Here is a 26,262-nt window from a genome sequence, read left to right as displayed (position 1 = left end):
ACCGGACTGGTCTCGCGGGCAACGCTCATCGGCTACTCCTCGGCCAGGCCCAGCATCAGCCGCATGTTCTGCACGGCCGCGCCGGAGGCGCCCTTGCCGAGATTGTCGAGCCGGGCGACCAGCACCGCCTGGTGATGTTTGTCACTGGCGAAGACGTAGAGCTCGAGCATGTTGGTCTCGTTGAGCGCTTCCGGCTCGATCCGGCCGCCCTTGGTCGCCTCGTTCTGAAGCGGCATCGCCGAGACGTATTTTGAGCCGGCGTAACGCTTTGTCAGTGCGGCTTGAAGATTCGCACCACTCGGTTTGCCCGGCAGCGTGTCGAGCTGGAGCGGCACCGACACCAGCATGCCTTGCCGGTAGTTGCCGACCGACGGGATGAAGATCGGCCGCCGCGTCAGGTTCGAATAGAGCTGCATCTCCGGCAGATGCTTGTGCTCGAAGCCGAGGCCGTAGAGTTCGAACGACGGCGCGCTGCCGTCCTCGAAACTCGCGATCATCGACTTGCCGCCGCCGGAATAGCCGCTCACCGCATTGACGGCGACGGGATAGTCCGCAGGCAGCAGGCCGGCATCGACGATCGGTCGCAGCAGCGCGATCGCGCCGGTCGGATAGCAGCCGGGATTGGAGACCTTCTTCGCAGCCTTGATCTTGCCGGCCTGATCCGGCGTCAGTTCCGGAAAGCCATAGGCCCAATCGGGCGCGACCCGGTACGCGGTCGAGGCATCCAGCACCTTTGGGCCCGACGGCCCCATGCTGTCGATGAGCGCAACCGTTTCCCTGGCAGCATCGTCCGGCAGACAGAGGATGACGAGATCAACCTCCTCCATCAGCGCTTTCTTGGCCGCGGGATCCTTGCGCTTGTCGTCGGCGATCGTCTTCACGACCACGTCGTTCTGCAGCTTCAGCCGCTCGTTGATGCCGAGGCCGGTGGTGCCGGAGCCGCCGTCGACGAAGACGGTCGCGGGCTTCTTCGCGGCGCCAGTGGTCGATGCTTTCGTCGTTTCAGTGAGGCTCATGGCGCGCTCCTTTCGAGCATGTTGGTTTCGGATGCGAAGGCCTCCGGCCTCACGTCCTGCATCAGTTGCGCGATCTCCCTGGCGTCGGCATGGGCTTGCGCGCCAAGCGCGTTGGCGATCGCCGTATAGTCGGCGTCGGACTTGTGCTGGTTGAGCTTGAAGCTGCCTTCGACTTCTTCAACCGTCATGACCAGACCCACGATCCCCTTCTTCAACGCCTCGAGCCGCCCCGCCGTCATCTTGCCCGACGTCCACGGCTTCTTCGGCAACAGCCAGCTCTCGAACTTGTCGCTGAGCGTATCGATTTGCACGGCCAGTTCACTTTCCGACAACAACCGCACCGGCCCGGTCAGATGGACCGACTGGTAGAGCCAGGTCGGCACCTGATCCGGCGAGACGTACCAGTCCGGCGACACGTAGGCATCGGGGCCGTTGACGGCGAGCAGCCAGGAGCTCGTCCCGTCGGCAAGCTTTAGCAGGGGATTGTGACGCGCGACATGAAAGGCAGCCTGCGGCGTGCCGTCCGTGGCATAGGTCAGATAGAACGGCAGCGGCGAGGCGATCGGCTTGTGGCCGTCGAACGCGCACATGGTGCCGAAGCCGCGCGTGTCGGCGAACTTCAGGCTCGCGGCGCGGTCCTGCTTGAAAAAGGGGGGCGTGTACATCGTTGTCTCCTGCTGGGCCTCCTTGGGGGCCGCCGGATCAGATCGCGCTGACAGGAGAGAGAATGCCGCGGATCGGATCCAGCGGCAAAGACGATGATCTCAAACGCGATCGACCGCCCAAACCGCTAAAGAGCGGCGGCGGCGACGGGCGAACAGGATGGTCGCGGCGTTGATCATGGCGCGGGGCTATAGGGCCAGTTGCGGTTCGCGTCAAGGTTCGGACGTCACACCACCCGCCAGATCCATTCCATGATCTTCGCGATCACGTCGCCGAACAGCAGCAGCGCCGCCGACCAGATCAGCGCCGAGACGAAATTGGCAGCCTGGAAGCTCCAATAGGGCATCTCGAAAATGCCGGCTGCGAGCGGCACGGAGGCACGCAACGGGCCGAAGAAGCGGCCGATGAAGATGCTCGGCACGCCCCAGCTGCGCACGAAGGCCTCGCCCCTGGGCAGGAGTTCCGGATAGCGCGAGAGCGGCCACATCTGCGCGACCTTCTCCTTGTAGCGGTAGCCGAACCAGTAGGAGACCCAGTCGCCCAGCGCCGCGCCGATGCCGCCGGCGATCCAGACCGGATAGAAGCTGATGCCACTCGCGCCGATGAGCGCGCCGATCGCGACCAGCGCGCCCCAGGCCGGGATCAGCAGCGAGATGAAGGCAAGCGACTCCCCGAAAGCGAGCATGAACACGATGGGAGCTGCCCACGTCTGGTGAGCGCGCACGAAATCGGCCAGCGCGTGCGCAAACTGCTCCATTCAAAATAGCCTTTCCGCCCTGCCCGAAGGTGCTGCTCGATGAAAAGGACTGGTAAGCCAAGGACTTGTGTGACATCAAGTCACAAAGTCCGCTCCAGGCTGGACCGGACCGTCACATTGCGGGGAATTGATGGGGCTGCGGCGTAAAATCGCCGGGATTGGCTCCCAACCACACCGCCCGGCCCGCCCTGCGATAACCTTTCCAGGCGAGAAGTGGCATAGTCGGCCCAACCGATTCGCCGCTCCTGCGGCCCTCAAAACGCATAAAGATATATGTCCAAGCAGTTGAAACCCAAAGCAAAAGACGATTTTTTCGGCGGCGACGAGCCGAAGCCTCGTCCCGGCAAGGCAGCTCCGCGCGCAGGCGGCGCCGAGGCCGACTACACCGCAGCCGACATCGAGGTCCTCGAAGGTCTGGAACCGGTGCGCCGCCGGCCCGGCATGTATATCGGCGGCACCGACGAGAAGGCGCTGCATCATCTCTTTGCCGAAGTCATCGACAACTCGATGGACGAGGCGCTCGCGGGGCATGCGACCTTCATCGGAGTCGAGTTGAGCGCGGACGGCTTTTTGACCGTCACAGACAACGGCCGCGGCATCCCGATCGATCCGCATCCAAAATTCCCGAAGAAGTCGGCGCTCGAAGTCATCATGTGCACGCTGCACTCGGGCGGCAAGTTCGACTCCAAGGTCTACGAGACCTCGGGCGGCCTGCACGGTGTCGGCATCTCCGTGGTGAACGCCCTCTCCTCGCTGCTCGAGGTCGAGGTCGCGCGCAGCCAGAAACTCTACCGCATGACGTTCGAGCGCGGCCACCCGAAGGGCAAGCTCGAGGATCTTGGCAAGATCAACAACCGCCGCGGAACCCGCGTGCGCTTCAAGCCGGACACCGACATCTTCGGTGCCAAGGCCGCGTTCAAGCCGCAGCGCCTGTTCAAGATGACGCGTTCGAAGGCGTATCTGTTCGGCGGTGTCGAGATCCGCTGGAATTGTGCGCCCGAACTGCTCAAGGGCGTCGACGACGTGCCGGCGGAAGCGACGTTCCACTTTCCCGGTGGCCTCAAGGATTATCTGGCGGCGGCGATCCATGCCGACACGCTGGTGCACCCCGACATCTTCTCCGGCAAGTCGGGCCGCAACGGCGCGCATGGCGCCTGCGAATGGGCGGTCGCCTGGACCGCGGACGCCGACGGCTTCCTGTCGTCCTACACCAACACCGTGCCGACGCCCGACGGCGGCACGCACGAATCCGGCCTGCGCAGCGCGCTTTTGCGCGGCCTCAAGGACCACGCCGAACGCGTCGGTCAAGGCAAGCGCGCGTCGTCCATTACGTCTGAAGACGTCATGGTGGGTGCAGCCGTGATGCTCTCGGTGTTCGTGCGCGAACCTGAATTTCAGGGTCAGACCAAGGACCGTCTCGCCACCGCCGAAGCGCAGCGCATCGTCGAACAGGCGATGAAAGATCCGTTCGACCACTGGCTGTCGGGCAATCCGAACCAAGCCAACAGGCTGCTCGACTTCGTGGTCGACCGCGCCGAGGAGCGGCTGCGCCGCCGGCAAGAGAAGGAGACCGCGCGCAAGACCGCCGGCAAGAAGCTGCGCCTGCCGGGGAAGCTCGCCGATTGCAGCGATGCCGGTCTGGAAGGCTCAGAACTCTTCATCGTCGAGGGAGACTCGGCCGGCGGCAGCGCCAAGCAGGCGCGCGACCGCAAGACCCAGGCCGTGCTGCCGCTGCGCGGCAAGATCCTCAACGTCGCGTCCGCCGGCAAGGACAAGCTGACGGCGAACACCCAGCTCGCCGACCTCGTGCAGGCGATCGGCTGCGGGATGCTCGCGCAGTATCGCGAAGAGGATCTGCGCTATCAGCGCATCATCATCATGACCGACGCCGATGTCGACGGTGCCCACATCGCTTCGCTGCTGATCACCTTCTTCTACCGGCAGATGCCGCGGCTGATCGACGAAGGCCATCTCTTCCTCGCTGTGCCGCCGCTCTACAAGCTGACCAACGGCACGAAGTCGGTCTACGCCCGCGATGACGCGCACAAGGCAGCGCTGATCAAGAGCGAGTTCAACGCCAACGCCAAGGTCGAGGTCAATCGCTTCAAAGGCCTCGGCGAAATGATGCCGGCGCAGCTCAAGGAAACCACCATGGATCCAGCCAAGCGGACCATGCTGAAAGTGGTTCTGCTCGCCGACGACCGCGACACCACGGCGGATTCGGTGGAACGCCTGATGGGCACCAAGGCCGAAGCCCGCTTCGCGTTCATCTCGGACAAGGCCGAATTCGCCAATGACGACCTGCTGGACGTCTGACCCGCAGGCGCTGCCCGGTCGCATCCCATCAAGAGCCCCGGCATGAAGCCCGGGGCTCTTTTGTTTTTGGGGACGACAACCGCCATTTCCCGACGATCCGTCCGCTGATCCTGCCAACGGTCCGCCTCGGCTTCGATGATTCCCTGCCTCGTCGCATCGCGACTCGGCCAACGACTCACCCAGCCGGGCTGATGCAGGATTGCCTCCGTTTCGGACAAAGCCGGATTCGCTAACGAGAAGTTACCAAAATACAAATCGCAAAATTCACCGTACTGCATTGATAATACTAACTTATTTTACATTTCAACGACGACACTCAGAATCCCTGCCGTGCGGCGTTTCCCGGCGACTGTGCCTGCTCTGCAACAGCATTTCGGAGAGAAGCAGGTATAGTCCGGGACATCAGATCACTCGGACTTCAGTGCGCTCGCGCCTTCCAGACAGACCAAAGCTTGGGGATTTTAAGATGAAGAAGATTTTGCTCGCACTGACCGCGGTTGCCGCGATGACCGGTTCGGCCTCGGCCGCTGACCTTGGCGCCCGTCCCTACGTGAAGGCCCCGATGGCTGCTCCCGTCGCCAGCTGGACCGGCTTCTACCTCTTCGGCGGCGCCGGCGGCGGCCTCTCGGCCTCTGACCAGCGCGTGCAGACCACGGTTGGCGCAGTTCCCCTGACGATCGATCAGCGCCAGGGTGGCTCGGGTTGGTTCGGCACCGTCGGTCTCGGCTACGACTGGCAGTTCAGCGGCACCTGGGTCGCCGGCGTGTTCGCTGACGGTCAGTTCGGCAGCATCCGTGCTACCATTCAGGATCCGATCGCTGGCATCACTGGCAACCAGAAGCTGGAAGATTCCTGGGCCGCTGGTGTCCGCCTCGGCTGGCTGGTCGCTCCGAACGTTCTCTCCTACGTCAACGGCGGTTACTCGGGCGCTCACTTCGGCCAGACCAACTTCATGACCCTGGCCGGCGTGCCCGCCGGTATCCATCTCAACAGCTACAACCGCAATGGCTGGTTCATCGGCGGCGGCGTCGAGAACAACCTGAACATCTTCGGCATCCAGTCGCCCGGCTGGTTCATGAAGACCGAATATCGCTCGGCCTTCTACAACGCCAAGACCCAGAACGAACTGTTCGATGCTGGCAACGTCCTCGTCGGCCGCGACATCCGCGCCAACAGCTGGAACCAGACGATTTCAACCTCGCTGGTCTACCGCTTCAACTGGACCGGTCCGGTCGTCGCGAAGTATTGATCTGATCTGATCTGACCTAATCCTCAGACGTCAAAGCCCCGGCATCGCCGGGGCTTTTTCGTTGTACGGTGCTTCAGCGGCGGATGCCGCCTTTTAGCAATGGAATGTTCGCACTCTCGCCACAAGGTCTACGCGCGCTGTGGCGGCGACGCCGTCCGCCGATCTCGCATATGGACATGCATCCTCCCTGCGGCCTGCATCAGCAGCCATTGTATCCCAACCACGGCTACGGCTAGTCTCCCGGCAAGTTTTCGGGCCGCGGCAATCGTCATGCTGCGGCACGACAGAAGCGGACCAATGGGGAGGAATGCATGCGCAGATTTCTGCTTGTAGCAGGCCTGTTTGCCCTTGCCGTCGGGCTGCTCTGGATCGGACAGGGCACGGGCACCGTCGCGTGGCCGCGATCGAGCTTCATGGTCAACCAGTTGCAATGGGCCGGCTATGGCGCAGCCATGGCCGGCTTCGGGCTGGTGCTGATCTGGCAGAGCAACCAATAGAAGAAACCAGGGAATAGCAGCATGACATCCAGTCGGTTCGATCTCCGCGGCAAGGTCGCGATCGTCACGGGCGGCAATGGTGGCATCGGGCTCGGCATGGCCCGCGGCCTTGCCGATGCCGGCGCAAACATCGCCGTGGTCGGACGCAACCAAACCAAATCTGCCGCCGCCGTCGCCGACCTCAGTCAACGCGGTGTAAAGGCGATCAGTGTTGCCACCGACGTCACCGACAAGGCGGCCATCGCCGCGATGATCGAGCGTGTCGTCCGGGATCTCGGCCGCATCGACATCCTCATCAACAATGCCGGCATGAGCATCCGCAAGCCGCCGCACGAGCTCGAGCTCGACGAGTGGAATACGGTGATCAACACCAACCTCACCAGCGCCTTCCTATGCTCGAAGCTGGCCTATCCGGCGCTGAAGGCTTCCGGCAACGGCAAAGTGATCAACATCGGCTCGATGATGTCGATCTTCGGCGCGAGCTTCGCAACGGCCTATGCGGCGAGCAAGGGCGGCATCGTTCAGTACACGCGCGCCTGCGCCAATGCGTGGGCGCCCGACAACATCCAGGTCAATGCCATCCTTCCCGGCTGGATCGACACCGACCTGACCCGCGGTGCGCGGCAGCAGGTATCGGGATTGCACGAGCGGGTGCTGGCACGCACGCCGGCGGGGCGGTGGGGCGACATCGACGACTTCGCCGGCATCACCGTGTTCCTTGCCTCGTCCGCCTCCAACTTCGTCACCGGCACCGCGATCCCCGTCGACGGCGGGTTCTCGGTGATGGCGTAAGCCATACGCCAGAAACCTACACACAAAAAAGAAGCCCCGGACAATGCCGGGGCTTTTAAATTTGGGCAGTGATCGTCTTTTATGGCTGCTTGGTCGTTCGTTGACCCACTCAGTAGCGAGCGATGACCGGCGCGTCGAACTTGTAGCTGGCGCGTACGACGGCCCATTGGAGATCGCGCGGCTTGGCATCGAAGCTGTAATTGCCCGAGGTGCCGCCAAGTTGATAGGTCTGGCTAGCGAAGGCTGCGTAGTTGTATTCGAGGCCGACGATCCAGTTGCGGGTGATGCCGTATTCCCAGCCGGCGCCGACGGTCCAGCCGTTGGCCCAATGGGTCTGACCGCCGGAACCGGTGGCCACGCCAACTGTATCGGTGACCGACAGACGGTTGTTCACGCCGGCATAGCCGCCCTTGATGTAGAACAGGTTGTTCTGCACGGCGAAGCCCGCGCGACCGACCACGGTGGCAAGCACATTGGCGCGCCAGGAGAACACGTCGTCACCCGCGCCGAACGCGGTGTTCAAGAACGAGCCCTTGTTGTCGAGGCCCGAGATCGTGCCTTCCATACCGAACACGTAGTTGTTGGCCTGCCAATTGTAGCCGATCTGGGCGCCGCCCAGGATGCCGGAGTTGCGCTGACGGTAGCCCTGCCCCGGGGTCAGATCGCCGAATGGCGCGCCGGTCCCGTTGTTGATGAACTGCTCGTTGGTCCATGCGCCGCCGATGTGGCCGCCGACATAGAAGCCGGTCCAGTTGAACAGCGGCTCCGCATAGGCGGGCGCCTTCGTGTAACGCGCACCGAGATCGGCGGCGGAAGCGGCGCCGGTCGAAACCAGAGCGGTCGTGCAGGCGAAGGCGGCAATCAACTTGTTACGCATGGTACACCCCGTGTCCTTTGATGGGTGCACGCTCACACGCAGTTCTTACTCAAATTTGAATCAAGACAGTTAAGACGCCGGATTGGCAAGCAGCGCGCTTTCAATCCATCTGAACTGTTGTACGCAGGCAACGCGCTGAGCGCGATTTAACGCCGCGTTATCCCTACCGGGTCCTTGCGCTACCGTGCCGGCGCAGCCTTCGACTGCACGTGCTCGGGCCGGACACCAAGCGCGAGCAGGCGAGCCGGAATGCCCTGGAGCCACGGCAGCGCAGTGATGAGACGCACGATCAGCGGCACTTTCAGCGGCCGGTCGCCGCCCTGCAAGGCGCCGCTGATGATGTTGTTCTGCACGATCATCTGCATTCGCTGCGTCATCTTCACCGGGAATTCCCGGCGACGGCGCACGGCATCGAGCTCGTGCTCCGACGGACAGCCGTTTTGCAGCTTGTCCGCCAGCAAATTTGCGGTCGCGACCGCATCCTGCACGGCGAGATTGACGCCGACGCCGCCGACCGGCGACATCGCATGGGCGGCGTCGCCGATGAGAAGCAGGCCTGGCTGCGTCCAGCGCTTCAGACGGTTTATCGCGACGGTGAGCAGCTTGACGTCGTCGAAGCTCTTCACATCGGCAATGCCGCTCTTCAGGATCGGCGCCATGCGAACGACGTCGTCGAGCAGCGCCTGCAATCCCCTCGCCTTCACCGCGTCGTATTGTCCCTTGGCGATGACATAGGCGCATTGCCAGTAGTCGCCGCGGTCGAAGGTGATCATCATCTTGCCGGGCTCGACGCGCGCGAACACGTTCTCGGTCTCGTTCGCCTTGCGGCCGACGCGGAACCACACCACGTCCATTGGCGCGCCGATCTCCTCGACCTGGAGGCCGGAACGCTGGCGCACGGTCGAATGCCGGCCATCACAGGCGATGGTGAGATCGGCTTCGATGTCCACGATGCCGTCCGGCGTATTCGCCCGCACGCCGGCGATGGTCTCGCCTCGGCGGATCAGATCGACGGCTTCCGTGTTCATCATCACCTTCAGGGAGGCGAAGCGCTGGCCGGCCTCGCGCAGGAAATTCAGGAAATCCCATTGCGGCATGAAGGCGATGAAGGGGTACTTGGTGCGGAGGCGGCTGAGATCGGCGATGCGAACGGGGGTACCGCCGAACAGGCCGTCCATCTTCTGCAAGCGCTGATGCGGCAACTTCAGGAATCCGTCGATCAGGCCGAGCTCGTCCATCACCTGGAGCGTCGAGGGATGCACGGTGTCGCCGCGGAAGTCGCGGAAGAAATCCGCATGCTTCTCCAGCACCACGACATCGATGCCGGCGCGCCCCAGAAGATAGCCGAGCATCATGCCCGCCGGTCCGCCGCCGACAATGCAACACCGCACTTTCAGCCAGGCGCCCTGGAGATTCTGCGACGTATCGGGTTTCACGGCCGGGTTCTCATTTTGGGGTCAAGGTTCTGTGCAGTGCAGCAAGCAAGATTCATTTGCCGCGGTTGTGAATGGCCGTTAGCCTTTACGCCAATTCCGACTCATTCAGGAAATTGCAGTGCAGACAATCCTCATACTGCTCGGCGTCTGGATCCTGATCAACGTGCTTTTCGTCTTGATCATGATCGCACCGCGCAGGCCGCCGCTTGCGCCGGTGCGCATCGAACGGAACGGCTATCCGTACGAGGAGTAGGAGAAGCTCAAGAGCTTCATCAGGAAGCGCCGCGGGTAACAAGAAGCGCGCGCGACGCCTTCGGCCGCCCCATCAATTGTTGCTGCGGTTCGCGCTGCGGAAGCTCTTGATCTCCGACACGCTGCCGTCGCGATAGGTCAGCTCCACCGAGATGAACTGCGTTGCCGGCGCGAGCTTCATGTAGAGCGGCATGCCGGCGCTGATCGCGCTGGGATCGCGCATGTCGCAGCCCGGCATCTTCAACACCTGGTTCGGAACGGCGGTGTCGATGCCGATGCGCACCTCGCGGATGGCGCAGCGGTAGGACACGAGGTGCGTGTAGTAGACCAGCAGCCCGTTGAACTCGCGGAACGACAGCCAGCTCGTCGCGGTCATGTCGAGGATCTTGCGCTGGTCGCGGATCAGCGCGGCTTCGGGATCGAACCTGATCGGGAACGGGCCCTGCATGTCACCGGACTGGTCGACATAGCGGACCTCGATGGTGCCGGCCTGCGCGTCCGGCGGCAATTCGATCGACGGGTTCGGCATCCTCTTGCGCGTGCGCGGGTCGAGCGTATCGATGAAGCCGGTTTCGCGGAAATCGCCATTGCCGGCCATGCGCCAGGAAACGCCGAGGGTCGGATCGGCAAAGGAGAACACCACGCTCCAGCCGCCATTGTGGCGCGAGAAGCTCGCGATCGGCGCGTTGGTGGTCTCGTCCTTCGGCACGCGCGGCACCGACACTGGCGGCAGCGCCGCGAGCTTCTGCGCCGGCGGATCGGCCGGGCGCGCGGCGGCATCCTTGGCGATGCCGCTGAGGAAGACGTCGTCGACCATCTGATCGAAATAGACCGGCACTTGCCTGTGCTTGACGGTATCGGCCATCTCACTGACGAGACGGCGCGTACGCTGCGCCACCTGCACCAGGTTCTCGCCGGGCTGGAGCAGCTCCTTGGCGAAGGTGCGCGTGAACACCGAATTGGGATTGGCATCGTCGTTGGAGAGGCGGTCGAGCGCGGTCTGGCGCGGACCGGCCGAGAAGACCGAGAACACGCCTTCGGGCAGCTGCACCATCGGGGCAAGCCCGCCGCCACCGGAGACGGCACGGGTACCTTTGCGCTCGAACGGGTTGTTGCGGCAGGCGTCGAACACCAGGATCGAGGTTCGCGCCTTTTTGTTCTGGAGACGCTCGACGATGCGATCGGCCAGGATGGAGGCGTCACGCACCAGCTCTTCCTGCCCTTCCGTCGCCGCCGGCACGTCCGTCGGCAGCAGATAGTTCTGGCCTGCGATTTCGAAGCCGTGGCCGGCATAGAAGAAGAACGCGGTGTCGCCGGGCTCGATCGTCCGATCGAACGCGAGCAGCGTCTCCGAAAATTGCTGCCGGCTCTGGTTTTCGGCGAGCATCACCGAGAAGCCGAGCTGCTTCAGCGTATCGCCCATGGTGCGGGCGTCGTTGACCGCCTTGAGCAGCTTCGGAACGTTCCTGTAGTCGTTGTTGCCGACGACGAGCGCAACGCGCTTCTCGGCACAGGCGGGAAGCGCGAAACCGCTGAGGCCGGCCGCGAGGCCAAGCGCCGCCAGTACTCTGAAAAGCCAACGCGTCATCGAAAATCCCTCAAGAACGGCCCACGCCGGTTCCTTCGAACAGCGGTTCATGGGAACCGCGTCGTTGATGTGATAGTCGGCCCAGCCACATCGCTGGTTCAACAGCCCTGAGGACTCAGGTCTGTCGTCTAGCCTATGGTAGATGCCACCGGAATTTGCTTTTTCTCGGTCAATTCTTGTGGGCAATTCCGCTGGAAGCGAGGGGACGCCGTGTATCGCTGGTGCACCGACGAGGTCGAGCCGCACGACCGCTTCGACTTTTGGCGCGAGGTGCGCGCCAAGGGCCTGTTCGGCGTCACCGTCGAACTCGAGCGCGAGCGGCGCGCGGATTTCTTCGGCGAATTCTCGCTGGGCCAGCTTGGCGGAGCCGGCCTGGTCGAGTTGAAGGCCTCCCATTACGGGGTCGAGCGCAGCATGACCGACATCGCTGACGCGCCGGGCGACAGCCTCTGCGTCTATCAGCAGCTCGGCAGCGGCGCCTGGTTCGGCGGCATGCGCGGCGGCGACTTCACGATCGCAAATGGCAGCTTCGCCACCAGCCATACCGACCAGCCCTATCGCGCCGCGCCGCTGGGCGCGGGAGGCTTCCACCTGCGGATCCTGAAGATTCCCGTGAGCGGCCTCTCCACGCAGGACAAGCGCGTGCGCGAGCTTGCGCCCCGGACGTTCGATGATCCCAACCTGGCGCCCCTGCTCGACGCCTGCTTTGCCGATCTCGGTACGGTTGCCGCGGGTGATGACGGCGCCGCCGATACCGCCCCCCTCGTCCAGGCTTTAGCCCATCTGGCGCTGATCGAGCGCGGCATCCTGCGGCCCGGCAGCCGCCTCGGGCAGGCCGCGCTGCGGATCGCCCGGCTCTCGCAGGCGCGACGCCTCATCGCGCGTCACCTGCAAGACCCGGATATGGCGCCAACGATGGTGGCCGACCTTCTCGGCGTGTCGGTCCGTCACCTGCACATGCTGTTCGAAAGCGCAGCCAAGAGTTTTTCGCAAACCGTGACGGAGGAACGCCTGAACCGGAGCCGCCGCCTGATGCGCGAAGCCCCGGACCGGTTGATCGCCGACATCGCGACCGCCTGCGGTTTCGACAGCCTCGCGACCTATTACCGGGTCTTCAACGCCGCCTACGGGATGGCACCCGGCGACTTCCGCGCCCAGGGTCCGGAAGGGCGTTAGCCGACGGTTGGGCAGCTCCGCCGTCCGCTGGATTGGGGGAAAAACTGCCGCCTCGCCCGCTATTTGAGCGAAAACCTCAGGTTTTTTAGGGCCTTCCCGCGGCTGCTCCATTGACTTTGGCCGATTCCCGCCTATGTTCCGGGTCGACGCGGCTCGGTATCGAAGAGCGATTCCTGAGCTTGGCGCTTTGTTCGCGTGAGTCAGCACCCCCAGCTTCTTTGAGAGCGCGCCGTTTTGGGGTGGAACGCGACAGCCTTATTACCCTCGATTCCGAACGGCGGTTTCGACCAGAGGCTCAATGTCTTTTACCCATCTCGGACTATCCGAAAAAGTCCTCGCCGCAGTGGCGGCCACCGGTTACACCACCCCCACCCCCATTCAGGAACAGGCGATCCCTCACGTCCTCGCTCGCAAGGACGTGCTCGGCATCGCCCAGACCGGCACCGGCAAGACTGCGGCCTTCGTGCTGCCGATGCTCACCATTCTCGAAAAGGGCCGCGCCCGGGCGCGCATGCCGCGCACCCTGATCCTTGAGCCGACCCGCGAACTCGCGGCGCAGGTCAAGGAAAACTTCGACCGTTACGGCGTGGGCCAGAAACTCAACGTCGCCCTCCTAATCGGCGGCGTTTCCTTCGGCGACCAGGATGCCAAGCTGACGCGCGGTGTCGATGTGCTGATCGCCACTCCCGGCCGCCTGCTCGACCACACGGAGCGCGGCGGCCTGCTGCTCACCGGCGTCGAGCTGCTCGTCATCGACGAAGCCGACCGCATGCTGGACATGGGCTTCATTCCCGACATCGAGCGCGTCTGCAAGCTCGTCCCGTTCACGCGGCAGACCCTGTTCTTCACCGCGACCATGCCGCCGGAGATCCGGCGCATCACCGAAACCTTCCTGCACAATCCGCAGAAGATCGAGGTATCGAAGCCCGCCACCACCGCTGTCACCGTTACGCAGTGTCAGGTCCCGGCCGGGCGCGAGGCGCACGAGAAGCGCGAGCTGCTTCGCCGACTGCTCCGCGAGGCCAAGGATCTCCAGAACGCGATCATCTTCTGCAATCGCAAGCGCGATGTCGCCGTCGTTCACAAATCGCTGCAAAAGCACGGCTTCAGCGTCGGCGCGCTGCACGGCGACATGGATCAGTCGGCCCGCACGGCGGCGCTCGAGCAGTTCCGCAAGGGCGAGCTGCCGCTGCTGGTCGCATCCGACGTCGCCGCCCGCGGCCTCGACATCCCCGAGGTCAGCCACGTCTTCAATTTCGACGTTCCCCACCATCCCGACGACTATGTCCACCGCGTCGGCCGCACCGGTCGCGCAGGCCGGTCCGGCATGGCGATCTCGCTCGTCACGCCGCCCGACCAGAAGTCGATGGTGGCGATCGAGAAGCTGATCGGCCAGAGCATTCCGCGCGCCGAAGGCGATTTCGAAGTCCGCACCGATGCTTCCGATGCGAGCGAGCGTCCGCGCGAGCAGCGCGGCCGTGAACGTTCACGCGGCGGTCGCGGCAAGCCGCAACGCGGTCGCGATCGTGAGCGCAGCCAGGGGCCGAGCGAAGCACGTGGCGAGGCACAGCCTTCAGCCGAAGCACGGTCCACTCCCGAGGCAAGGCCCGCTTCCGAAGCAAGGCCCGCGCGCGAGGCAAGGCCTCCACGTGAAGCCAGATCTTCGCGTGATGCCAGGCCTCCGCGTGAAGCCAGGCCTCCGCGCGAAGCCAAGCCATCATCCGAGCCGCGTGACGGTGCGCGCCAGCAGGCCAATCCGTCGCATGTGCCGTCGATCGGCCGTCCCGAGCCGCGCCGCCAACGCGAGGCCGACAGCGAGCCGGGCGACCACTCGCATCTGCCGGCCTTTCTTCTGCGTCCGGTTCGCTCCCCAGCCGGCGCCTGAAGCCCGATGTGCGGCCGGCTTTGGTTGAAATAGAGCTGGCGCGCACTTTTCTGGACGTATTCGTGGACGTATATTTACGGGGCGTTCACGATCGTCCGTTAGCCTACGAACATAATTTAAGTATTGCTGCGGTCGACGGCACGCCGATCGCTGTGGGGTATGTTCCGTGGTCAAGGTGCTCGACGAACACGAACGCACGATGGCGTTCGCCGAGGTAGCGCTCGGTCAAATCCGATCGCTACGGCAGACCGCAATTCCCCGCAATTACGAGATCTGGTTCGTCTACGCCACCGGCTACAACGCCCCGCTCAACAAGATCATCAACGAGACGCTGGCGCGGAGCGGCAAGCTGACCGAAGCCGATCTCGATCAGATCTACGAGACCTACCTCTCCCACATCAAGACCACCGACCGCATCGACAAGGTCGGCGCGCGCGTCATCGGCGAGATCGACGACGTGATGAAGGTCCTCGGCGACGCGCTCGGGATGACCGGCTCCTACGATGCCAGCCTGTCGGCCGCGACCGAAAAGCTCTCATCGGCCGAGAGCCGCGAGCAGATCAAGTCGATCGTCGAGACCCTGCTGCATTCGACCAGCGAGATGCGCGAGACCAACAAGGCGCTGGAAGACCGGCTGACGCTGTCGAAGAGCGAGATCAGCAACCTCCAGCAGAGCCTGGAGGCGATCCGCGCCGAGAGCCTGACCGATCCGCTGACGGGGCTCGGCAACCGTAAATATTTCGATCGCATGATCGACATGGCCGTGCAAGGCGCGCTCACCTCCGGCGAGCCGCTGTCGCTGCTGCTGGTCGACATCGATCATTTCAAGTCGTTCAACGATTCCTACGGCCATCTCACCGGCGACCAGGTGCTGCGGCTGGTCGGCCTGTCGCTGAAGCAGACCATCAAGGGCCAGGACATCACCGCGCGCTATGGCGGCGAGGAATTCGCGGTCGTGCTGCCCAACACCGCGCTGCGCCAGGCCCTCACGGTGGCCGATCACATCCGCCGCGCGGTGATGGCGAAGGAATTGAAAAAGAAGTCCACCGGCGAAATCCTCGGCCGCGTCACCATCTCCGTCGGCGTCTCCATGCTGAAGCAGGGCGACGACACCGACGCGCTGATCGAACGCGCGGATGCCTGCCTGTACGCCGCCAAACGCAACGGCCGCAACCGCGTGATCTGCGAGGCCGATCCGGAATTCGCGGTCGAGACGCACAACCGGGTGGCGTGACGCCGAACCCGCGCACCGCCACCTGCGCTTGACATTCTGGCCTGACGAACGACATCTCCCTCGCTGTCTTGAGGCGTCCGACTGCGCGCATCCGGAGGACTTATCGTCTTGCCCAACCCGCATGATTTTCACACGCCGCAACCGTCCTACACCAGGGACGACCTGCTGAGATCGAGCGAGGGCGGCTATTTCGGCCCGGGCAACGCGCAATTGCCGGCACCGCCGATGCTGATGATGGATCGCATCACGGAGATCAGCCTGGACGGCGGCGAGTTCGGCAAGGGCCATATCGTCGGCGAGCTCGACGTCACGCCCGGCCATTGGTTCTTCGGTTGCCACTTTCGCGGCGATGCCACGATGCCGGCGTCTCTGGGGCTGGATGCCATGTGGCAGATGGTCGGATACTGGCTGGGCTGGTCGGGCTCTCCGGGCAAGGGCCGCGCCATCGGCGTCGGCGAAGTCGCGTGCACAGGCGAGGTCACACCGAACGCGCAACGCGTGCGCTACGAGGTCGCCATGCGGATGGTCCGGCGCGGCAAGCTGGTGCTCGGAATTGCCGACGGTCGCGTGCTTGCCGACGGCACCTGCGTCTTCACTGCCAAGGACATGCGGGTTGGTCTGACCAAGGCCGTGGATTGAACCTCAAGCCCTTCGCGTGGCGCGCTTGCGGGCCGGGCTCTTCTTGCCGACTTTCTTCGCCGCTTTCGCAGGCTTGGCGACCTTGTTCGTTGGCTTCTTGACCGCCTTCTTCGGCGTCTCCTTGACCTTGGGCCGCTTCTTCAGCTTGGCGCGCTGGGCGGCGGCGAGCGCCGCCCTCGCCCATTGCGCGAGTTCCGCGGAATCGTCGAACAGGCGCGCGGGCAGCTCCCAGTAGGAGTTCACCACCACGGTCTTGGCGCGGGTCGCGTATTGAAACGGCTTCGAGCCTTCCGCTTCAAAATCCGGGATGGTCACCTCGTCGGCGCGCAAAAACAGGCCGGCGCGCAACGCCAGCGCGAAATTGATGCCGTCGGCGGAGATGCCGTAGCCGGAAAACATTTTTCGGATGGCGACGGGGCCGAAATCGGCGAACAAGTCGATCAGGAATTCGCGGTCCATGGCAGGCTTCTCGGGCGAGCAGGCCAGCCTTCATACCACCGCCGTCATTTCGAGCGAAGCGAAGCAATCCAGATTGTCGCCGCAGAGACAGTCTGGATTGCTTCGTCGCAAGTGCTCCTCGCAATGACCGAAAAACTACCCGTCGATCTGCGCCGGGCGCAGCTCGACCGATTCGCCGCAGCCGCAGGCGGAGATCTGGTTGGGGTTGTTGAAGACGAACTGGGCCTGCATCTTGTCGGCCTTGTAGTCCATCTCGGTGCCGAGCAGGAACAGCACGGCCTTCGGATCGACCAGGATCTTGACGCCCTTGTCCTCGACGACCTCGTCGGTCGGACGAACATCATGGGCGTATTCCACCGTATAGGACTGACCGGCACAGCCGCCGTTCTTGACGCCGACGCGCAGGCCGACGATCTCGGAATCGGCCCGCTGGGTCAGCTCGTTGATGCGCTGGGCGGCAGCGTCCGTCAGCCGCATCACCTGCGGGCGCGGCCGCCGCGGCTTCGGAGTGGATGCTGGTGTCGAGCCCGACGATATCTGTGTCATGTCAGTGATGTGGTCCGTTGCCGAGCGAATTCAATGCCGAAGATCTAAAGCCAAGGTTACGCGTCACCACATGTTGAGCACGAGGCGGGCCTCGTCGCTCATGCGTTCCGGCGTCCAGGCCGGCTCCCAGACCACCTTGACGTCGACCACGCCGACGCCGGGGACGCTGGCGACCGCGTTCTCGACCATGGTCGGCAGCTCGCCGGCGGCCGGACAATTCGGCGTCGTCAGCGTCATCTGGACGTCGACCGAGCGATCATCCTTGATCTCGACCTTGTAGATCAGGCCGAGCTCGTAGATGTCAGCCGGGATTTCCGGGTCGAACACGGTCTTGAGCCCGGCGATGATCTCAGTGGTCAAACGCTCGGTCTCCTCAGGCGGCAGCGCCGACTGGGTTTCCATTGGATTGGCTTTGATTTCGGCCGTGTCACTCATGCGAACAAATCCCGCGCCTTCAACAGCGCCTGTGCCAGATGATCGACTTCTTCCCGCGTATTATACATGCCGAACGACGCCCGGCAGGTGGCTGTGACGTTGAACCGCTCTAAAAGCGGCATCACGCAATGGGTGCCGGCGCGCACCGCGATGCCCTGGCGGTCGATCACGGTGGCGACGTCATGGGCGTGCGCGCCTTTGAGCTCGAAGGAGATCACCGGGCCCTTGCCCCGCGCCGTGCCGATCAGCCGCAGCGAGTTGATCTCGCGCAGCTTCTCCTGGGCGTAGGTGACGAGATCGTGCTCGTGTGCGGCGATGCGCTCCTTGCCGATCGAATTGACGTAGTCGATCGCCGCGCCAAGGCCGACGACTTCGACGATCGCCGGCGTGCCGGCCTCGAATTTGTGCGGGGGATCGCCATAGGTGACGACGTCGCGCGAGACCTCGCGGATCATCTCGCCGCCGCCGTTAAACGGGCGCATCGCGACGAGGTGGTCGTACTTGGCCCAGAGCACGCCGATGCCGGTCGGACCGTAAACCTTGTGGCCGGTGAAGACGTAGAAGTCGCAGCCGAGGTCCTGGACATCGACGGGCAGATGCACGGCGCCCTGGCTGCCGTCGACCAGCACGGGGATGCCGCGGGCGTGGGCGATCTTTACGACGTCCTTGACCGGAACGATGGTGCCGAGCGCATTCGACATCTGCGTGATCGCGACCAGCTTGGTCTTCGATGTCAGCAGCTTCTCGAATTCCTCGATGAGGAAATTGCCCTCGTCGTCGACCGGCGCCCATTTGATCACGGCACCATGGCGTTCCCTGAGGAAATGCCAAGGCACGATGTTGGAGTGGTGCTCCATGATCGAGATGACGATCTCGTCGCCCTCTTTGATGTTCGGTTCACCCCAGGACGAGGCGACGAGGTTGATCGCCTCTGTCGCGTTGCGGGTGAAGATCACTTCCTCGGTCCGGGCAGCGTTGATGAACTGCGCCACCTTGGTGCGGCCGCCCTCATAGGCCTCGGTCGCGGCGTTGGCGAGATAATGGAGGCCGCGATGCACGTTGGCGTATTCGGAGGTATAGGCCTGCGTCATGCGATCGAGTACGGCGCTCGGCTTCTGCGCGGAAGCCGCGTTATCGAGATAGACCAGCGGCTTGCCATAGATCTGCATGGCCAGCGCCGGAAAATCCTGGCGCACGCGCGCAACGTCGTAAGAGCCGTTCTTGACTGCCGGATGCGTGCTCATTGGCGCCGCTCCAGCCAGCGTTCGGCAATGCCGATCACGTGCTCGCGCAGATCATCGTCGGCGATCTGCTCGATCGCCTCGCCGACGAAAGCCTGGATCAGCAGCGCCTGGGCCTGTTTCTCCGGCAGGCCGCGCGCCTTCAGATAGAACAGCAGGCTGTCGTCGAGCGCGCCGGCGGTGGCGCCATGGCCGCAGGAGACGTCGTCAGCGAAGATCTCGAGCTCGGGCTTGTTGTCGGCTTCCGCCTCGTCCGAGAGCAGCAGCGCGCGGATCATCATCTTGCCGTCGGTCTTCTGTGCATCGGGACGAACGATGATGCGGCCCTGGAACACGGAATGGGCACGGTCGTCGATCACGGCACGGAAGACCTCGCGGCTCACACAATTCGGCACGGCGTGGTCGACGACCAGCGTGGTGTCGCCATGCTCGGTCTTCTGCAACAGGTTCACGCCGTTGACGGAGAGCTCACTGCCCTCGCCCGCCAGCGTGATGAAGCCTTGCAGGCGGCTGACCGCAGCACCGGTGGTCATGTTGAAGAAATTGAGCTTTGTGTTCGCACCGACCGTGACGAATTGCGAGGTGATGTTCACCGCGTCAGGCGCATCGTCCATCAGGCGGATATGCGCGACGTCGGCGTTGTCGCCGACCGAGAGGATGACGGCATCGCTGACCTGGTAAGCCTTGGCGCCGGCCGCGACGAAGCTCTCGATGATGGTGGCACGAGCGCCCTTCCCGACCGCGACCTGCGAGCGGGTGAACGTCGACGCGGAAGACGCGATCGCGATGTGAATGATCTGGATCGGCGCGGAGAGCTGCGCGCCATCGGCGACCGTAAGCACGACACCGTCGGTCGCCATCGCCGCGTTCAGCGCGATCACCGCATCGGTGGCCGCGGTCTTCAACAGACTGGAATCCTTCTCCAGCGTCTCCCGCAAGGTCTTAACGCTCACCTCGGAGGCCAGCGCCTTAATGTCGGAGAGATCGGCAGCGAACACGCCGTCCACCAGCACCAGCTTGCGGGCGCCCGCGATCGCGTGCGCTTTCACGGCGTCCGCGGCGCGCTTCAACGCAGCCGCATCGGGCGCAGCCGCGAGCGGCAGCACCTCGCCGACCAGCGCGCGCAGGTCGGTGTATTTCCATTCCTCGATCCGGCGGTGCGGCAGGCCGAGACGCTCATAGGTCTCGAACGCCTCGCGGCGCACAGCGATCACGGAAGGCGAACCCGGCAGACGGCCTTCGGCGCTGGCGAACAGATCGCTCACCGCGCGGCCGTTTCCGGTCTTTGCCACAGCAACGTTCATCGCAAAATTCCTTACGCGTCCTCGTACTGGGCGTAGCCGGACGACTCCAGCTCCAGCGCCAGGTCCTTGGCACCGCTCTTCACGACACGGCCCTTCGACATCACGTGCACGACGTCAGGCACGATGTAGTTCAGCAGCCGCTGATAGTGGGTGATGACGACCATCGCGCGCTTGGGCGAATGCAGCGCGTTGACGCCGTCGGCTGCGATGCGCAGAGCGTCGATGTCGAGGCCGGAATCCATCTCGTCGAGGATGCACAGGCTCGGCTCGAACAGCGCCATCTGCAGCACCTCGTTGCGCTTCTTCTCGCCTCCGGAGAAGCCGACATTGACGCCGCGCTTGAGCATGTCCTGCGGGATGTTCAACGACTTCGAGACTTCGCGGACTTTCTTCAAAAAGTCGGGCGTCGAATATTCGCTCTCGCCGCGCGCCTTGCGCTGCGCGTTCAGCGCGGTGCGCAGGAAATTCATGGTGGAGACGCCGGGGATCTCGACCGGATACTGGAACGCCAGGAACACGCCCTTGGCCGCGCGCTCGTTCGGGGCCATCGCGAGCAGGTCTTCGCCCTTGAACAGGATCTCGCCATCGGTGACCTCGTAACCCGGCTTGCCGGCGATGACGTGGGACAGAGTCGATTTACCGGAGCCGTTCGGCCCCATGATCGCGTGGATCTCGCCCTCGTTCACGGTCAGCGTCAGTCCATGGAGGATCTCACGTTCCTCGACACGAACCTTGAGGTCTTTCACTTCAAGCAAAGCCATCTTGGTGTCCAGTTTATTCAAATGATGCATGGGGCGCGCAATGCGCGCCGCGAGGGTCGGCGCTAGCCGACCGATCCTTCGAGCGAGATCGAAATCAGCTTCTGCGCTTCCACCGCGAATTCCATCGGCAGCTGCTGCAGCACGTCCTTGACGAAGCCGTTGACGACGAGGCCGACCGCCTCCTCCTGCGTGAGGCCGCGCTGGATGCAGTAGAACAGCACGTCCTCGGAGATCTTCGACGTGGTGGCCTCGTGCTCGAACGTCGCCGACGAGTTCTTGGCTTCGATGTAGGGCACGGTGTGCGCGCCGCATTTGTCGCCGATCAGCAGCGAATCGCAGGCGGTGAAGTTGCGGGCGCCGGTCGCCTTGCGATGCGCCGTGACGAGGCCGCGATAGGTATTCTGCGACCTGCCGGCGGCGATGCCCTTTGAGATGATGCGGCTCGACGTGTTCTTGCCGAGATGGATCATCTTGGTGCCCGAGTCGACCTGCTGATAGCCGTTCGAGATCGCGATCGAGTAGAATTCACCACGCGAATTGTCGCCGCGCAGGATGCAGCTCGGATACTTCCAGGTGATCGCCGAACCGGTCTCGACCTGGGTCCAGGAGATCTTGGAATTGTTGCCGCGGCAATCACCACGCTTGGTGACGAAATTGTAGATGCCGCCCTTGCCTTCCGAATTGCCCGGATACCAGTTCTGCACCGTGGAATATTTGATCTCGGCGTCATCGTGGGTGACGAGCTCGACCACGGCGGCGTGCAGCTGGTTCTCGTCACGCTGCGGCGCGGTGCAGCCCTCGAGATAGGAGACGTAGGAGCCCTTGTCGGCGATGATCAGCGTGCGCTCGAACTGGCCGGTGTTGCGCTCGTTGATACGGAAGTAGGTCGACAGCTCCATCGGGCAGCGCACGCCCGGCGGCACGTAGACGAACGAGCCGTCCGAAAACACCGCCGAGTTCAGCGTCGCATAGAAATTGTCCGACGTCGGAACCACGGATCCCAGATATTTCTGCACCAGCTCGGGATGCTCGCGGATCGCCTCCGAGATCGGCATGAAGATCACGCCGGCCTTCTTCAGCTCCGCCTTGAAGGTGGTCGCAACCGAGACCGAATCGAACACCGCGTCGACCGCGATCTTGCGCCTGTTGGGGTCTTCCTCGCCGGGCTTCGGCTCGACGCCCTCGAGCATCGCGACTTCCCGCAAGGGAATGCCGAGCTTCTCGTAGGTCTTCAGAATCTCGGGATCAATCTCGTCGAGCGAGGTGATCGTCTTCTTCGGCTTCGGCGCCGAATAGTAATAGAGGTCCTGGAAGTCGATCTTGGGATAGTCGACGCGCGCCCAGGTCGGCTCGGTCATGGTCAGCCAGCGCCGATAGGCTTCGAGCCGCCACTGGAGCATCCAGGCGGGTTCGTTCTTCTTCTCGGAGATGAACTTGACGGTCTCTTCCGACAGCCCCTTGGGGGCCTTGTCGGATTCGATCAGGGTCTCAAACCCATAACGATACTGATCGACGTCGATGCGCTTCACGCGCTCGACCGTCTCTTGCACGGCTGGCATTCTATCCTCCGCTCGCGGTTTCAAGGACCGCGGTGGATCATCAAACTCGGACGACTATTACGATGTTTCTTGGCGGGACGCACGCGCTTAGAACCGTTCAAGCCGTGTTTCATCGCTTATCCCTTAAGTAGGGTATTACCGAGCTTTCGCCAAGCCTCTAACGCCCTATTGATGTCATCCGGCTCCGTGGACCAGCCCAGACTGAGACGCACCGCTCCCTGGGCGACGGTCGGATCATACCCCATTGCCGACAACACGTGGGACGGCTGCACCTTGCCCGAGGAACAGGCAGATCCGGAGGACACGGCGACACCTTCGAGGTCGAAACCGATCACCGCGGTCTCGGCCTTCAAGCCGGAAGCCGTGAAAAGAACGGTATTGGGCAACCGCTTGACGTCACTTGAAAAGACCGTTGCGCTGGCCATGGAGCGAATGCCATTTTCCAAGCGATCTCTGAGGCTTGCCATCCGCTCCGCATCCTCCGGCAAAGCCTCAAGGGCAACCCGCACCGCTGCCCCGAAGCCGGCAATACCGGCAACATTCTCGGTTCCGGCGCGCCGGTTCAGCTCCTGCCCGCCACCCCGCAGCACCGGCTCAAGTCCGGCCACGCCCTCGGCCACGACCAGCGCGCCGACCCCCTTGGGGCCACCGATCTTGTGCGCAGAAAAGGTTGCAAGGTCCGCGCCGATCACCTTGATATCGAAAGGGATTTTTCCAAACGCCTGGATGGCATCGACGTGCAGGAGGCCGCCGGCCCCGTGAACGATTCCCGCGACGTCAGTGACCGGCTGCATCGCGCCCGTCTCGTTGTTGGCCGCCATGATGGAGACCAGCGCCGGCGGGCCGTCGCCGAGCAGCGCCTTCAAATGGTCGACGTCGATCACGCCGGAGCGCGTGACCCTGATCTGACCGATCTTATCGGTCGGGAACCGGCCGCCCGCCAGTACCGAAGCATGCTCGATTGCCGATACCAAAAGCCGCTCGACAGGCCCGCCAGACGCCCCCCGAAGCCCCGGCGACAGCGCCAGCGCGTTGGCTTCGGTTCCCGTGGAGGTGAAGACGACGTTCCGCGGCAGCGCTCCCACGGCTTCGGCAAGCGTGGACCGGGCTGCCTCGACGAGCCGACGTGCCTCCCGCCCCTCGGCATGAACCGAGGACGGGTTGCCGATCAGCTCCCAGGCCGCGACCATCGCCGCGCGCGCCTGGGAGCGCAGCGGCGTGGTCGCATTCCAGTCGAGATAGACACGGGTCGGCATGTCGCCCTCTTAGCACCTTTTGCCCTCGCGCCAATCGGAAGCCGATTCACATCAGGCCGCCTGCTGCTGCGCGGTCGCGGCCGCGCGGCACCGCTCGATCCGCAAACCGAACAGCGGCCGCAGCCAGGCGATCCGCCGTACCACCTCGTAGGTAACCACGCAGGTGACCGCGGTGCAGGCAATGACGATGAAGGCCTCGCTTCCGGCGGACAAATCGCTGCCCTTGAGTGCGTGCGCGATCATGATGATCGCGGTCTGGTGCACAATGTAATAGGGAAAGATGGCATCGGTCAGGTACCGGCGCACGGCGCCATCGGCGGTGAAGCGGCGGCGCGCAAAGCCCAGCACAGCGGCCATCGCCAGCCATTGATAACAACCATATGCCAAGCCCGCGAACCACCTCGGCATCGATGTCTCGAACAGGCCGGCACGAAGCAGAATGAACACAACGAATAGGCCTGCGGCAAGGGCGAGCGCGATCCAGCGCTGACGTTCGATGTCGCGCCAGATGTTGCCCTCTTTCGCCAGCAGGAAGCCGATCAGGAACGCGGTCGCATGGTCCGCATGGTTGTACCAGTCGCCGAACAGCGCGTGCGTCGACGGGAAGGCTGGAAATAGGAACAAGCGCCAAGCCGCAAACAAAAGGCACGGCAGGACCAGCAGCCCCGGTCCGGCGAGCAGGACAGCCAGTCTCGCACCGAGCCGATCGGCCAGCATGGGCCACAGCCAGAGCACGCCGGCCAGCGCGACGGTGTAGACCCACAGGTAGACCACGAACCAGAGGTGGTTCCAGGTCGGCAGCACAATGCAGGGGTTCGGGCAGAATTGCGCTCCGAACGCCAGATAGTGCCGGACGTAAAAATCGGCGAAGCCGGCGGGGTAACCGAAGCTCTCAACGATCTGGAGGTAGGACTGCGGCGGAACGATTACGAGCATGCCAAAGATCAGTGGGATCAGGAGCCGTGCCGAGCGCGTGCGGACGAAGGCACCGAGGTTGTACTTGCCCAGCATAAAGCGAGAGGCGGCGCCGGACACCAGAAACAACAGCGACAGCCGCCATGGATTGATGACCAGCATCAGGGGCTCGAGCCAGCTCAGCCGGTGCGCGCTCTTGATGTGAAATCCCCAGGACACGTAGAGCATGCCGACGTGATAGAAGATCAGAAGCCCGAACGCTAAAATCCGTACCCAATCAAGGTCGATGCGCCGTTCCGCGGTTGGGAGTTGCAGTGGTGTTGACATGGTTTTCTGCTCCTTGAGGGGATGCCAAATACGGTTCATCGGCCATGGCTGACACGGAAAATGCCTCACAAACCGAGCGCGTCGAGCCGGTTTGGGATCAGGACAGGGAACGAAGGGATGAAGTGCCGCCCGCGGGGACGAGCGGCGGGGCTTCAGGGGCCAGCGGCAATCCTTGGACGATGTTCGTCGCGATCGCCGCGGTTTCGCTCGCGATCGGAATCGTGAATGCACTCTCCGGAGCGCAGGATGCCGCCGGGCGCGGCGACAGTTCCGACGTCGGCAAGCGGCTTTTCTGGGAGCTCTCGAGCATCGCCGTGATCCTGCTGCTGCTGCCGATGCTCGTGCTCGCGATGCGGCGGATGCGTCGCGCCGGGGCCCTCATGCGGGTCTGGATCGGCGTCGTCGCCCTGCTCGGCTTCTCGGCCCTTCACATCACCGGCATGGTCTGGATTCGGAAGCTCGCGCTCTGGCTTGCCGGAGGCGCCTATGACTTCCATTTCTCGCTTGCGACGGTTCTGTACGAGTTTCGCAAGGACAGCGTGGCCGTGTTCCTGATCGGCAGCACGCTTTGGCTGCTCGAAAGCCGGCGCGAGCTGAAAAACGTTGCAACGTCGATCCCGCCCGCTCCAGCAGGCCCGCAACGATCCCCGCCCCCCGATCTGATCTGGCTCAGAGACGGCACAAGCCGCATTCGCGTCGTGCCCCGCGATATCCTGTGGGTCGCCTCCGCCGGCAATTATATCGAATACAGCCTCGCTGACGGCACCCAGCACCTGATCCGTGGCACGCTCGCAATGGCGGAGAGCGAGTTGTCGCGCCTTGGCATCGTGCGCGTCCACCGCACAAAGCTGGCCAATCTCGACCGCGTGAGCAGCCTCGACCTCAGGCCATCTGGGGATTTCGAACTCACTTTCGACAACGGGCAGACGCTTGGGGGCAGCCGCCGCTACCGGCCGGCGGTCATCTCGCTCGGGGCCGGGCGGCAATCACGGGAAATGCCCCCGGATCGCCGAACGAACGATAAAACGCCGTAATTCCAAACACTTGCCGGAGGCTCATGAGCTCAATTGCGGCCCACATCG

25 protein-coding genes are annotated in these 26,262 nt (G+C 63.7%); 10 read left to right on the top strand and 15 right to left on the bottom strand.

Annotation, left to right across the window (positions count from 1 at the left end):
• Positions 1 to 32: 32 nt before the first annotated feature.
• The 3 genes from argC to BRA1417_RS0122345 all read right to left on the bottom strand — a co-directional run bounded on the left by argC (position 33) and on the right by BRA1417_RS0122345 (position 2,436).
• The gene (gene argC / locus BRA1417_RS0122355) at positions 33 to 1,016 is read right to left on the bottom strand and encodes an N-acetyl-gamma-glutamyl-phosphate reductase (RefSeq protein WP_027517735.1); all 984 of its coding nucleotides are present in this window, start codon (positions 1,014 to 1,016) and stop codon (positions 33 to 35) included.
• Positions 1,013 to 1,681 carry an FMN-binding negative transcriptional regulator gene (locus BRA1417_RS0122350; protein WP_027517734.1) on the bottom strand — a complete coding sequence of 223 codons (669 nt, stop codon included), beginning with the start codon at positions 1,679 to 1,681 and terminating at the stop codon, positions 1,013 to 1,015. The genes argC and BRA1417_RS0122350 overlap by 4 nt, the downstream gene beginning before the upstream one ends.
• A 224-nt stretch (positions 1,682 to 1,905) precedes the next feature.
• Positions 1,906 to 2,436, bottom strand: coding sequence for a DedA family protein (locus BRA1417_RS0122345; protein ID WP_027517733.1), 531 nt, complete (start codon positions 2,434 to 2,436; stop codon positions 1,906 to 1,908).
• Positions 2,437 to 2,709: 273 nt separating this feature from the next.
• Between BRA1417_RS0122345 and parE the strand changes: the two genes are divergently transcribed.
• From parE to BRA1417_RS0122325, 4 genes are all read left to right on the top strand, one after another.
• On the top strand, positions 2,710 to 4,752 hold the full coding sequence (gene parE / locus BRA1417_RS0122340; protein ID WP_027517732.1) for a DNA topoisomerase IV subunit B: 2,043 nt from the start codon (positions 2,710 to 2,712) through the stop codon (positions 4,750 to 4,752).
• A gap of 466 nt (positions 4,753 to 5,218) precedes the next feature.
• Positions 5,219 to 6,001, top strand: a complete 783-nt coding sequence (locus tag BRA1417_RS0122335) for an outer membrane protein (protein ID WP_027517731.1) — start codon at positions 5,219 to 5,221, stop codon at positions 5,999 to 6,001.
• Between the two features lie 311 nt (positions 6,002 to 6,312).
• The gene (locus tag BRA1417_RS0122330; protein ID WP_007591540.1) at positions 6,313 to 6,498 is read left to right on the top strand and encodes a hypothetical protein; all 186 of its coding nucleotides are present in this window, start codon (positions 6,313 to 6,315) and stop codon (positions 6,496 to 6,498) included.
• 21 nt (positions 6,499 to 6,519) lie between these two features.
• Positions 6,520 to 7,290, top strand: a complete 771-nt coding sequence (locus BRA1417_RS0122325) for an SDR family NAD(P)-dependent oxidoreductase (protein WP_027517730.1) — start codon at positions 6,520 to 6,522, stop codon at positions 7,288 to 7,290.
• A gap of 109 nt (positions 7,291 to 7,399) precedes the next feature.
• Here the strand turns inward: BRA1417_RS0122325 and BRA1417_RS0122320 are convergent, their stop codons facing one another.
• On the bottom strand, positions 7,400 to 8,167 hold the full coding sequence (locus BRA1417_RS0122320; RefSeq protein WP_027517729.1) for an outer membrane protein: 768 nt from the start codon (positions 8,165 to 8,167) through the stop codon (positions 7,400 to 7,402).
• 179 nt (positions 8,168 to 8,346) lie between these two features.
• Positions 8,347 to 9,603, bottom strand: a complete 1,257-nt coding sequence (locus tag BRA1417_RS0122315; protein ID WP_084462275.1) for an FAD-dependent oxidoreductase — start codon at positions 9,601 to 9,603, stop codon at positions 8,347 to 8,349.
• Positions 9,604 to 9,721: 118 nt separating this feature from the next.
• Between BRA1417_RS0122315 and BRA1417_RS46040 the strand changes: the two genes are divergently transcribed.
• Positions 9,722 to 9,856 carry a hypothetical protein gene (locus BRA1417_RS46040; RefSeq protein WP_256379190.1) on the top strand — a complete coding sequence of 45 codons (135 nt, stop codon included), beginning with the start codon at positions 9,722 to 9,724 and terminating at the stop codon, positions 9,854 to 9,856.
• Between the two features lie 72 nt (positions 9,857 to 9,928).
• On the opposite strand, the gene BRA1417_RS0122305 is transcribed toward BRA1417_RS46040, so the two are convergent.
• Positions 9,929 to 11,443, bottom strand: a complete 1,515-nt coding sequence (locus BRA1417_RS0122305) for a caspase family protein (protein ID WP_027517727.1) — start codon at positions 11,441 to 11,443, stop codon at positions 9,929 to 9,931.
• Positions 11,444 to 11,653: 210 nt separating this feature from the next.
• On the opposite strand from BRA1417_RS0122305, the gene BRA1417_RS0122300 reads away from it, so the two are divergent.
• The 4 genes from BRA1417_RS0122300 (at position 11,654) to fabA (ending at position 16,377) form a co-directional block, all read left to right on the top strand.
• Positions 11,654 to 12,619, top strand: coding sequence for an AraC family transcriptional regulator (locus BRA1417_RS0122300; protein ID WP_027517726.1), 966 nt, complete (start codon positions 11,654 to 11,656; stop codon positions 12,617 to 12,619).
• A gap of 298 nt (positions 12,620 to 12,917) precedes the next feature.
• Positions 12,918 to 14,504, top strand: a complete 1,587-nt coding sequence (locus BRA1417_RS0122295; protein ID WP_027517725.1) for a DEAD/DEAH box helicase — start codon at positions 12,918 to 12,920, stop codon at positions 14,502 to 14,504.
• A gap of 166 nt (positions 14,505 to 14,670) precedes the next feature.
• Positions 14,671 to 15,738 (top strand): GGDEF domain-containing protein, encoded by a 1,068-nt coding sequence (locus BRA1417_RS0122290; RefSeq protein WP_027517724.1) that lies wholly within the window; start codon positions 14,671 to 14,673, stop codon positions 15,736 to 15,738.
• 108 nt (positions 15,739 to 15,846) lie between these two features.
• On the top strand, positions 15,847 to 16,377 hold the full coding sequence (gene fabA, locus BRA1417_RS0122285) for a bifunctional 3-hydroxydecanoyl-ACP dehydratase/trans-2-decenoyl-ACP isomerase (RefSeq protein ID WP_027517723.1): 531 nt from the start codon (positions 15,847 to 15,849) through the stop codon (positions 16,375 to 16,377).
• A 3-nt stretch (positions 16,378 to 16,380) separates the two neighbouring features.
• Here the strand turns inward: fabA and BRA1417_RS0122280 are convergent, their stop codons facing one another.
• From BRA1417_RS0122280 to BRA1417_RS0122240, 9 genes are all read right to left on the bottom strand, one after another.
• Positions 16,381 to 16,836 carry a TfoX/Sxy family protein gene (locus BRA1417_RS0122280; protein ID WP_027517722.1) on the bottom strand — a complete coding sequence of 152 codons (456 nt, stop codon included), beginning with the start codon at positions 16,834 to 16,836 and terminating at the stop codon, positions 16,381 to 16,383.
• A 135-nt stretch (positions 16,837 to 16,971) separates the two neighbouring features.
• Positions 16,972 to 17,382 carry an iron-sulfur cluster assembly accessory protein gene (locus BRA1417_RS0122275; protein ID WP_081747958.1) on the bottom strand — a complete coding sequence of 137 codons (411 nt, stop codon included), beginning with the start codon at positions 17,380 to 17,382 and terminating at the stop codon, positions 16,972 to 16,974.
• A 63-nt stretch (positions 17,383 to 17,445) separates the two neighbouring features.
• Positions 17,446 to 17,817, bottom strand: a complete 372-nt coding sequence (locus tag BRA1417_RS0122270; RefSeq protein ID WP_007591551.1) for an SUF system Fe-S cluster assembly protein — start codon at positions 17,815 to 17,817, stop codon at positions 17,446 to 17,448.
• Entirely contained in the window at positions 17,814 to 19,061 is a 1,248-nt protein-coding gene (locus tag BRA1417_RS0122265) for a cysteine desulfurase (RefSeq protein ID WP_027517720.1), read from the bottom strand. The genes BRA1417_RS0122270 and BRA1417_RS0122265 overlap by 4 nt, the downstream gene beginning before the upstream one ends.
• Positions 19,058 to 20,362, bottom strand: coding sequence for a Fe-S cluster assembly protein SufD (gene sufD, locus BRA1417_RS0122260; protein WP_027517719.1), 1,305 nt, complete (start codon positions 20,360 to 20,362; stop codon positions 19,058 to 19,060). Before sufD ends, BRA1417_RS0122265 begins: the two co-directional genes overlap by 4 nt.
• 11 nt (positions 20,363 to 20,373) lie before the next feature.
• The gene (gene sufC, locus BRA1417_RS0122255) at positions 20,374 to 21,123 is read right to left on the bottom strand and encodes a Fe-S cluster assembly ATPase SufC (protein WP_027517718.1); all 750 of its coding nucleotides are present in this window, start codon (positions 21,121 to 21,123) and stop codon (positions 20,374 to 20,376) included.
• Positions 21,124 to 21,185: 62 nt separating this feature from the next.
• Positions 21,186 to 22,682, bottom strand: a complete 1,497-nt coding sequence (gene sufB, locus BRA1417_RS0122250) for a Fe-S cluster assembly protein SufB (protein WP_007609805.1) — start codon at positions 22,680 to 22,682, stop codon at positions 21,186 to 21,188.
• Positions 22,683 to 22,798: 116 nt separating this feature from the next.
• Positions 22,799 to 23,938, bottom strand: coding sequence for a cysteine desulfurase family protein (locus BRA1417_RS0122245; RefSeq protein WP_027517717.1), 1,140 nt, complete (start codon positions 23,936 to 23,938; stop codon positions 22,799 to 22,801).
• Between the two features lie 51 nt (positions 23,939 to 23,989).
• Positions 23,990 to 25,180 carry an acyltransferase family protein gene (locus BRA1417_RS0122240; protein WP_027517716.1) on the bottom strand — a complete coding sequence of 397 codons (1,191 nt, stop codon included), beginning with the start codon at positions 25,178 to 25,180 and terminating at the stop codon, positions 23,990 to 23,992.
• A 44-nt stretch (positions 25,181 to 25,224) separates the two neighbouring features.
• Here BRA1417_RS0122240 and BRA1417_RS0122235 point away from each other — a divergent pair, with 44 nt between their 5' ends.
• A complete protein-coding gene (locus BRA1417_RS0122235; RefSeq protein ID WP_027517715.1) occupies positions 25,225 to 26,214 on the top strand; it encodes a LytTR family DNA-binding domain-containing protein in 990 nt (329 codons plus the stop codon).
• Positions 26,215 to 26,262: the final 48 nt, after the last annotated feature.

The sequence above is a fragment of the Bradyrhizobium sp. WSM1417 genome (assembly GCF_000515415.1).
Lineage (GTDB): Bacteria > Pseudomonadota > Alphaproteobacteria > Rhizobiales > Xanthobacteraceae > Bradyrhizobium.
The sequence above is the reverse complement of the archived record's forward strand: the minus strand, read 5'-3'. Positions and strand labels throughout refer to the sequence as shown.

Bases quoted from the DNA above. Each gene is read 5' to 3' on its own strand.
- argC (WP_027517735.1), bottom strand. From the start codon at position 1,016: ATGAGCCTCACTGAAACGACGAAAGCATCGACCACTGGCGCCGCGAAG.
- BRA1417_RS0122350 (WP_027517734.1), bottom strand. From the start codon at position 1,681: ATGTACACGCCCCCCTTTTTCAAGCAGGACCGCGCCGCGAGCCTGAAG.
- BRA1417_RS0122345 (WP_027517733.1), bottom strand. From the start codon at position 2,436: ATGGAGCAGTTTGCGCACGCGCTGGCCGATTTCGTGCGCGCTCACCAG.
- parE (WP_027517732.1), top strand. From the start codon at position 2,710: ATGTCCAAGCAGTTGAAACCCAAAGCAAAAGACGATTTTTTCGGCGGC.
- BRA1417_RS0122335 (WP_027517731.1), top strand. From the start codon at position 5,219: ATGAAGAAGATTTTGCTCGCACTGACCGCGGTTGCCGCGATGACCGGT.
- BRA1417_RS0122330 (WP_007591540.1), top strand. From the start codon at position 6,313: ATGCGCAGATTTCTGCTTGTAGCAGGCCTGTTTGCCCTTGCCGTCGGG.
- BRA1417_RS0122325 (WP_027517730.1), top strand. From the start codon at position 6,520: ATGACATCCAGTCGGTTCGATCTCCGCGGCAAGGTCGCGATCGTCACG.
- BRA1417_RS0122320 (WP_027517729.1), bottom strand. From the start codon at position 8,167: ATGCGTAACAAGTTGATTGCCGCCTTCGCCTGCACGACCGCTCTGGTT.
- BRA1417_RS0122305 (WP_027517727.1), bottom strand. From the start codon at position 11,443: ATGACGCGTTGGCTTTTCAGAGTACTGGCGGCGCTTGGCCTCGCGGCC.
- BRA1417_RS0122295 (WP_027517725.1), top strand. From the start codon at position 12,918: ATGTCTTTTACCCATCTCGGACTATCCGAAAAAGTCCTCGCCGCAGTG.
- BRA1417_RS0122280 (WP_027517722.1), bottom strand. From the start codon at position 16,836: ATGGACCGCGAATTCCTGATCGACTTGTTCGCCGATTTCGGCCCCGTC.
- BRA1417_RS0122275 (WP_081747958.1), bottom strand. From the start codon at position 17,382: ATGACACAGATATCGTCGGGCTCGACACCAGCATCCACTCCGAAGCCG.
- BRA1417_RS0122270 (WP_007591551.1), bottom strand. From the start codon at position 17,817: ATGAGTGACACGGCCGAAATCAAAGCCAATCCAATGGAAACCCAGTCG.
- BRA1417_RS0122265 (WP_027517720.1), bottom strand. From the start codon at position 19,061: ATGAGCACGCATCCGGCAGTCAAGAACGGCTCTTACGACGTTGCGCGC.
- sufD (WP_027517719.1), bottom strand. From the start codon at position 20,362: ATGAACGTTGCTGTGGCAAAGACCGGAAACGGCCGCGCGGTGAGCGAT.
- sufC (WP_027517718.1), bottom strand. From the start codon at position 21,123: ATGGCTTTGCTTGAAGTGAAAGACCTCAAGGTTCGTGTCGAGGAACGT.
- sufB (WP_007609805.1), bottom strand. From the start codon at position 22,682: ATGCCAGCCGTGCAAGAGACGGTCGAGCGCGTGAAGCGCATCGACGTC.
- BRA1417_RS0122245 (WP_027517717.1), bottom strand. From the start codon at position 23,938: ATGCCGACCCGTGTCTATCTCGACTGGAATGCGACCACGCCGCTGCGC.
- BRA1417_RS0122240 (WP_027517716.1), bottom strand. From the start codon at position 25,180: ATGTCAACACCACTGCAACTCCCAACCGCGGAACGGCGCATCGACCTT.
- BRA1417_RS0122235 (WP_027517715.1), top strand. From the start codon at position 25,225: ATGGCTGACACGGAAAATGCCTCACAAACCGAGCGCGTCGAGCCGGTT.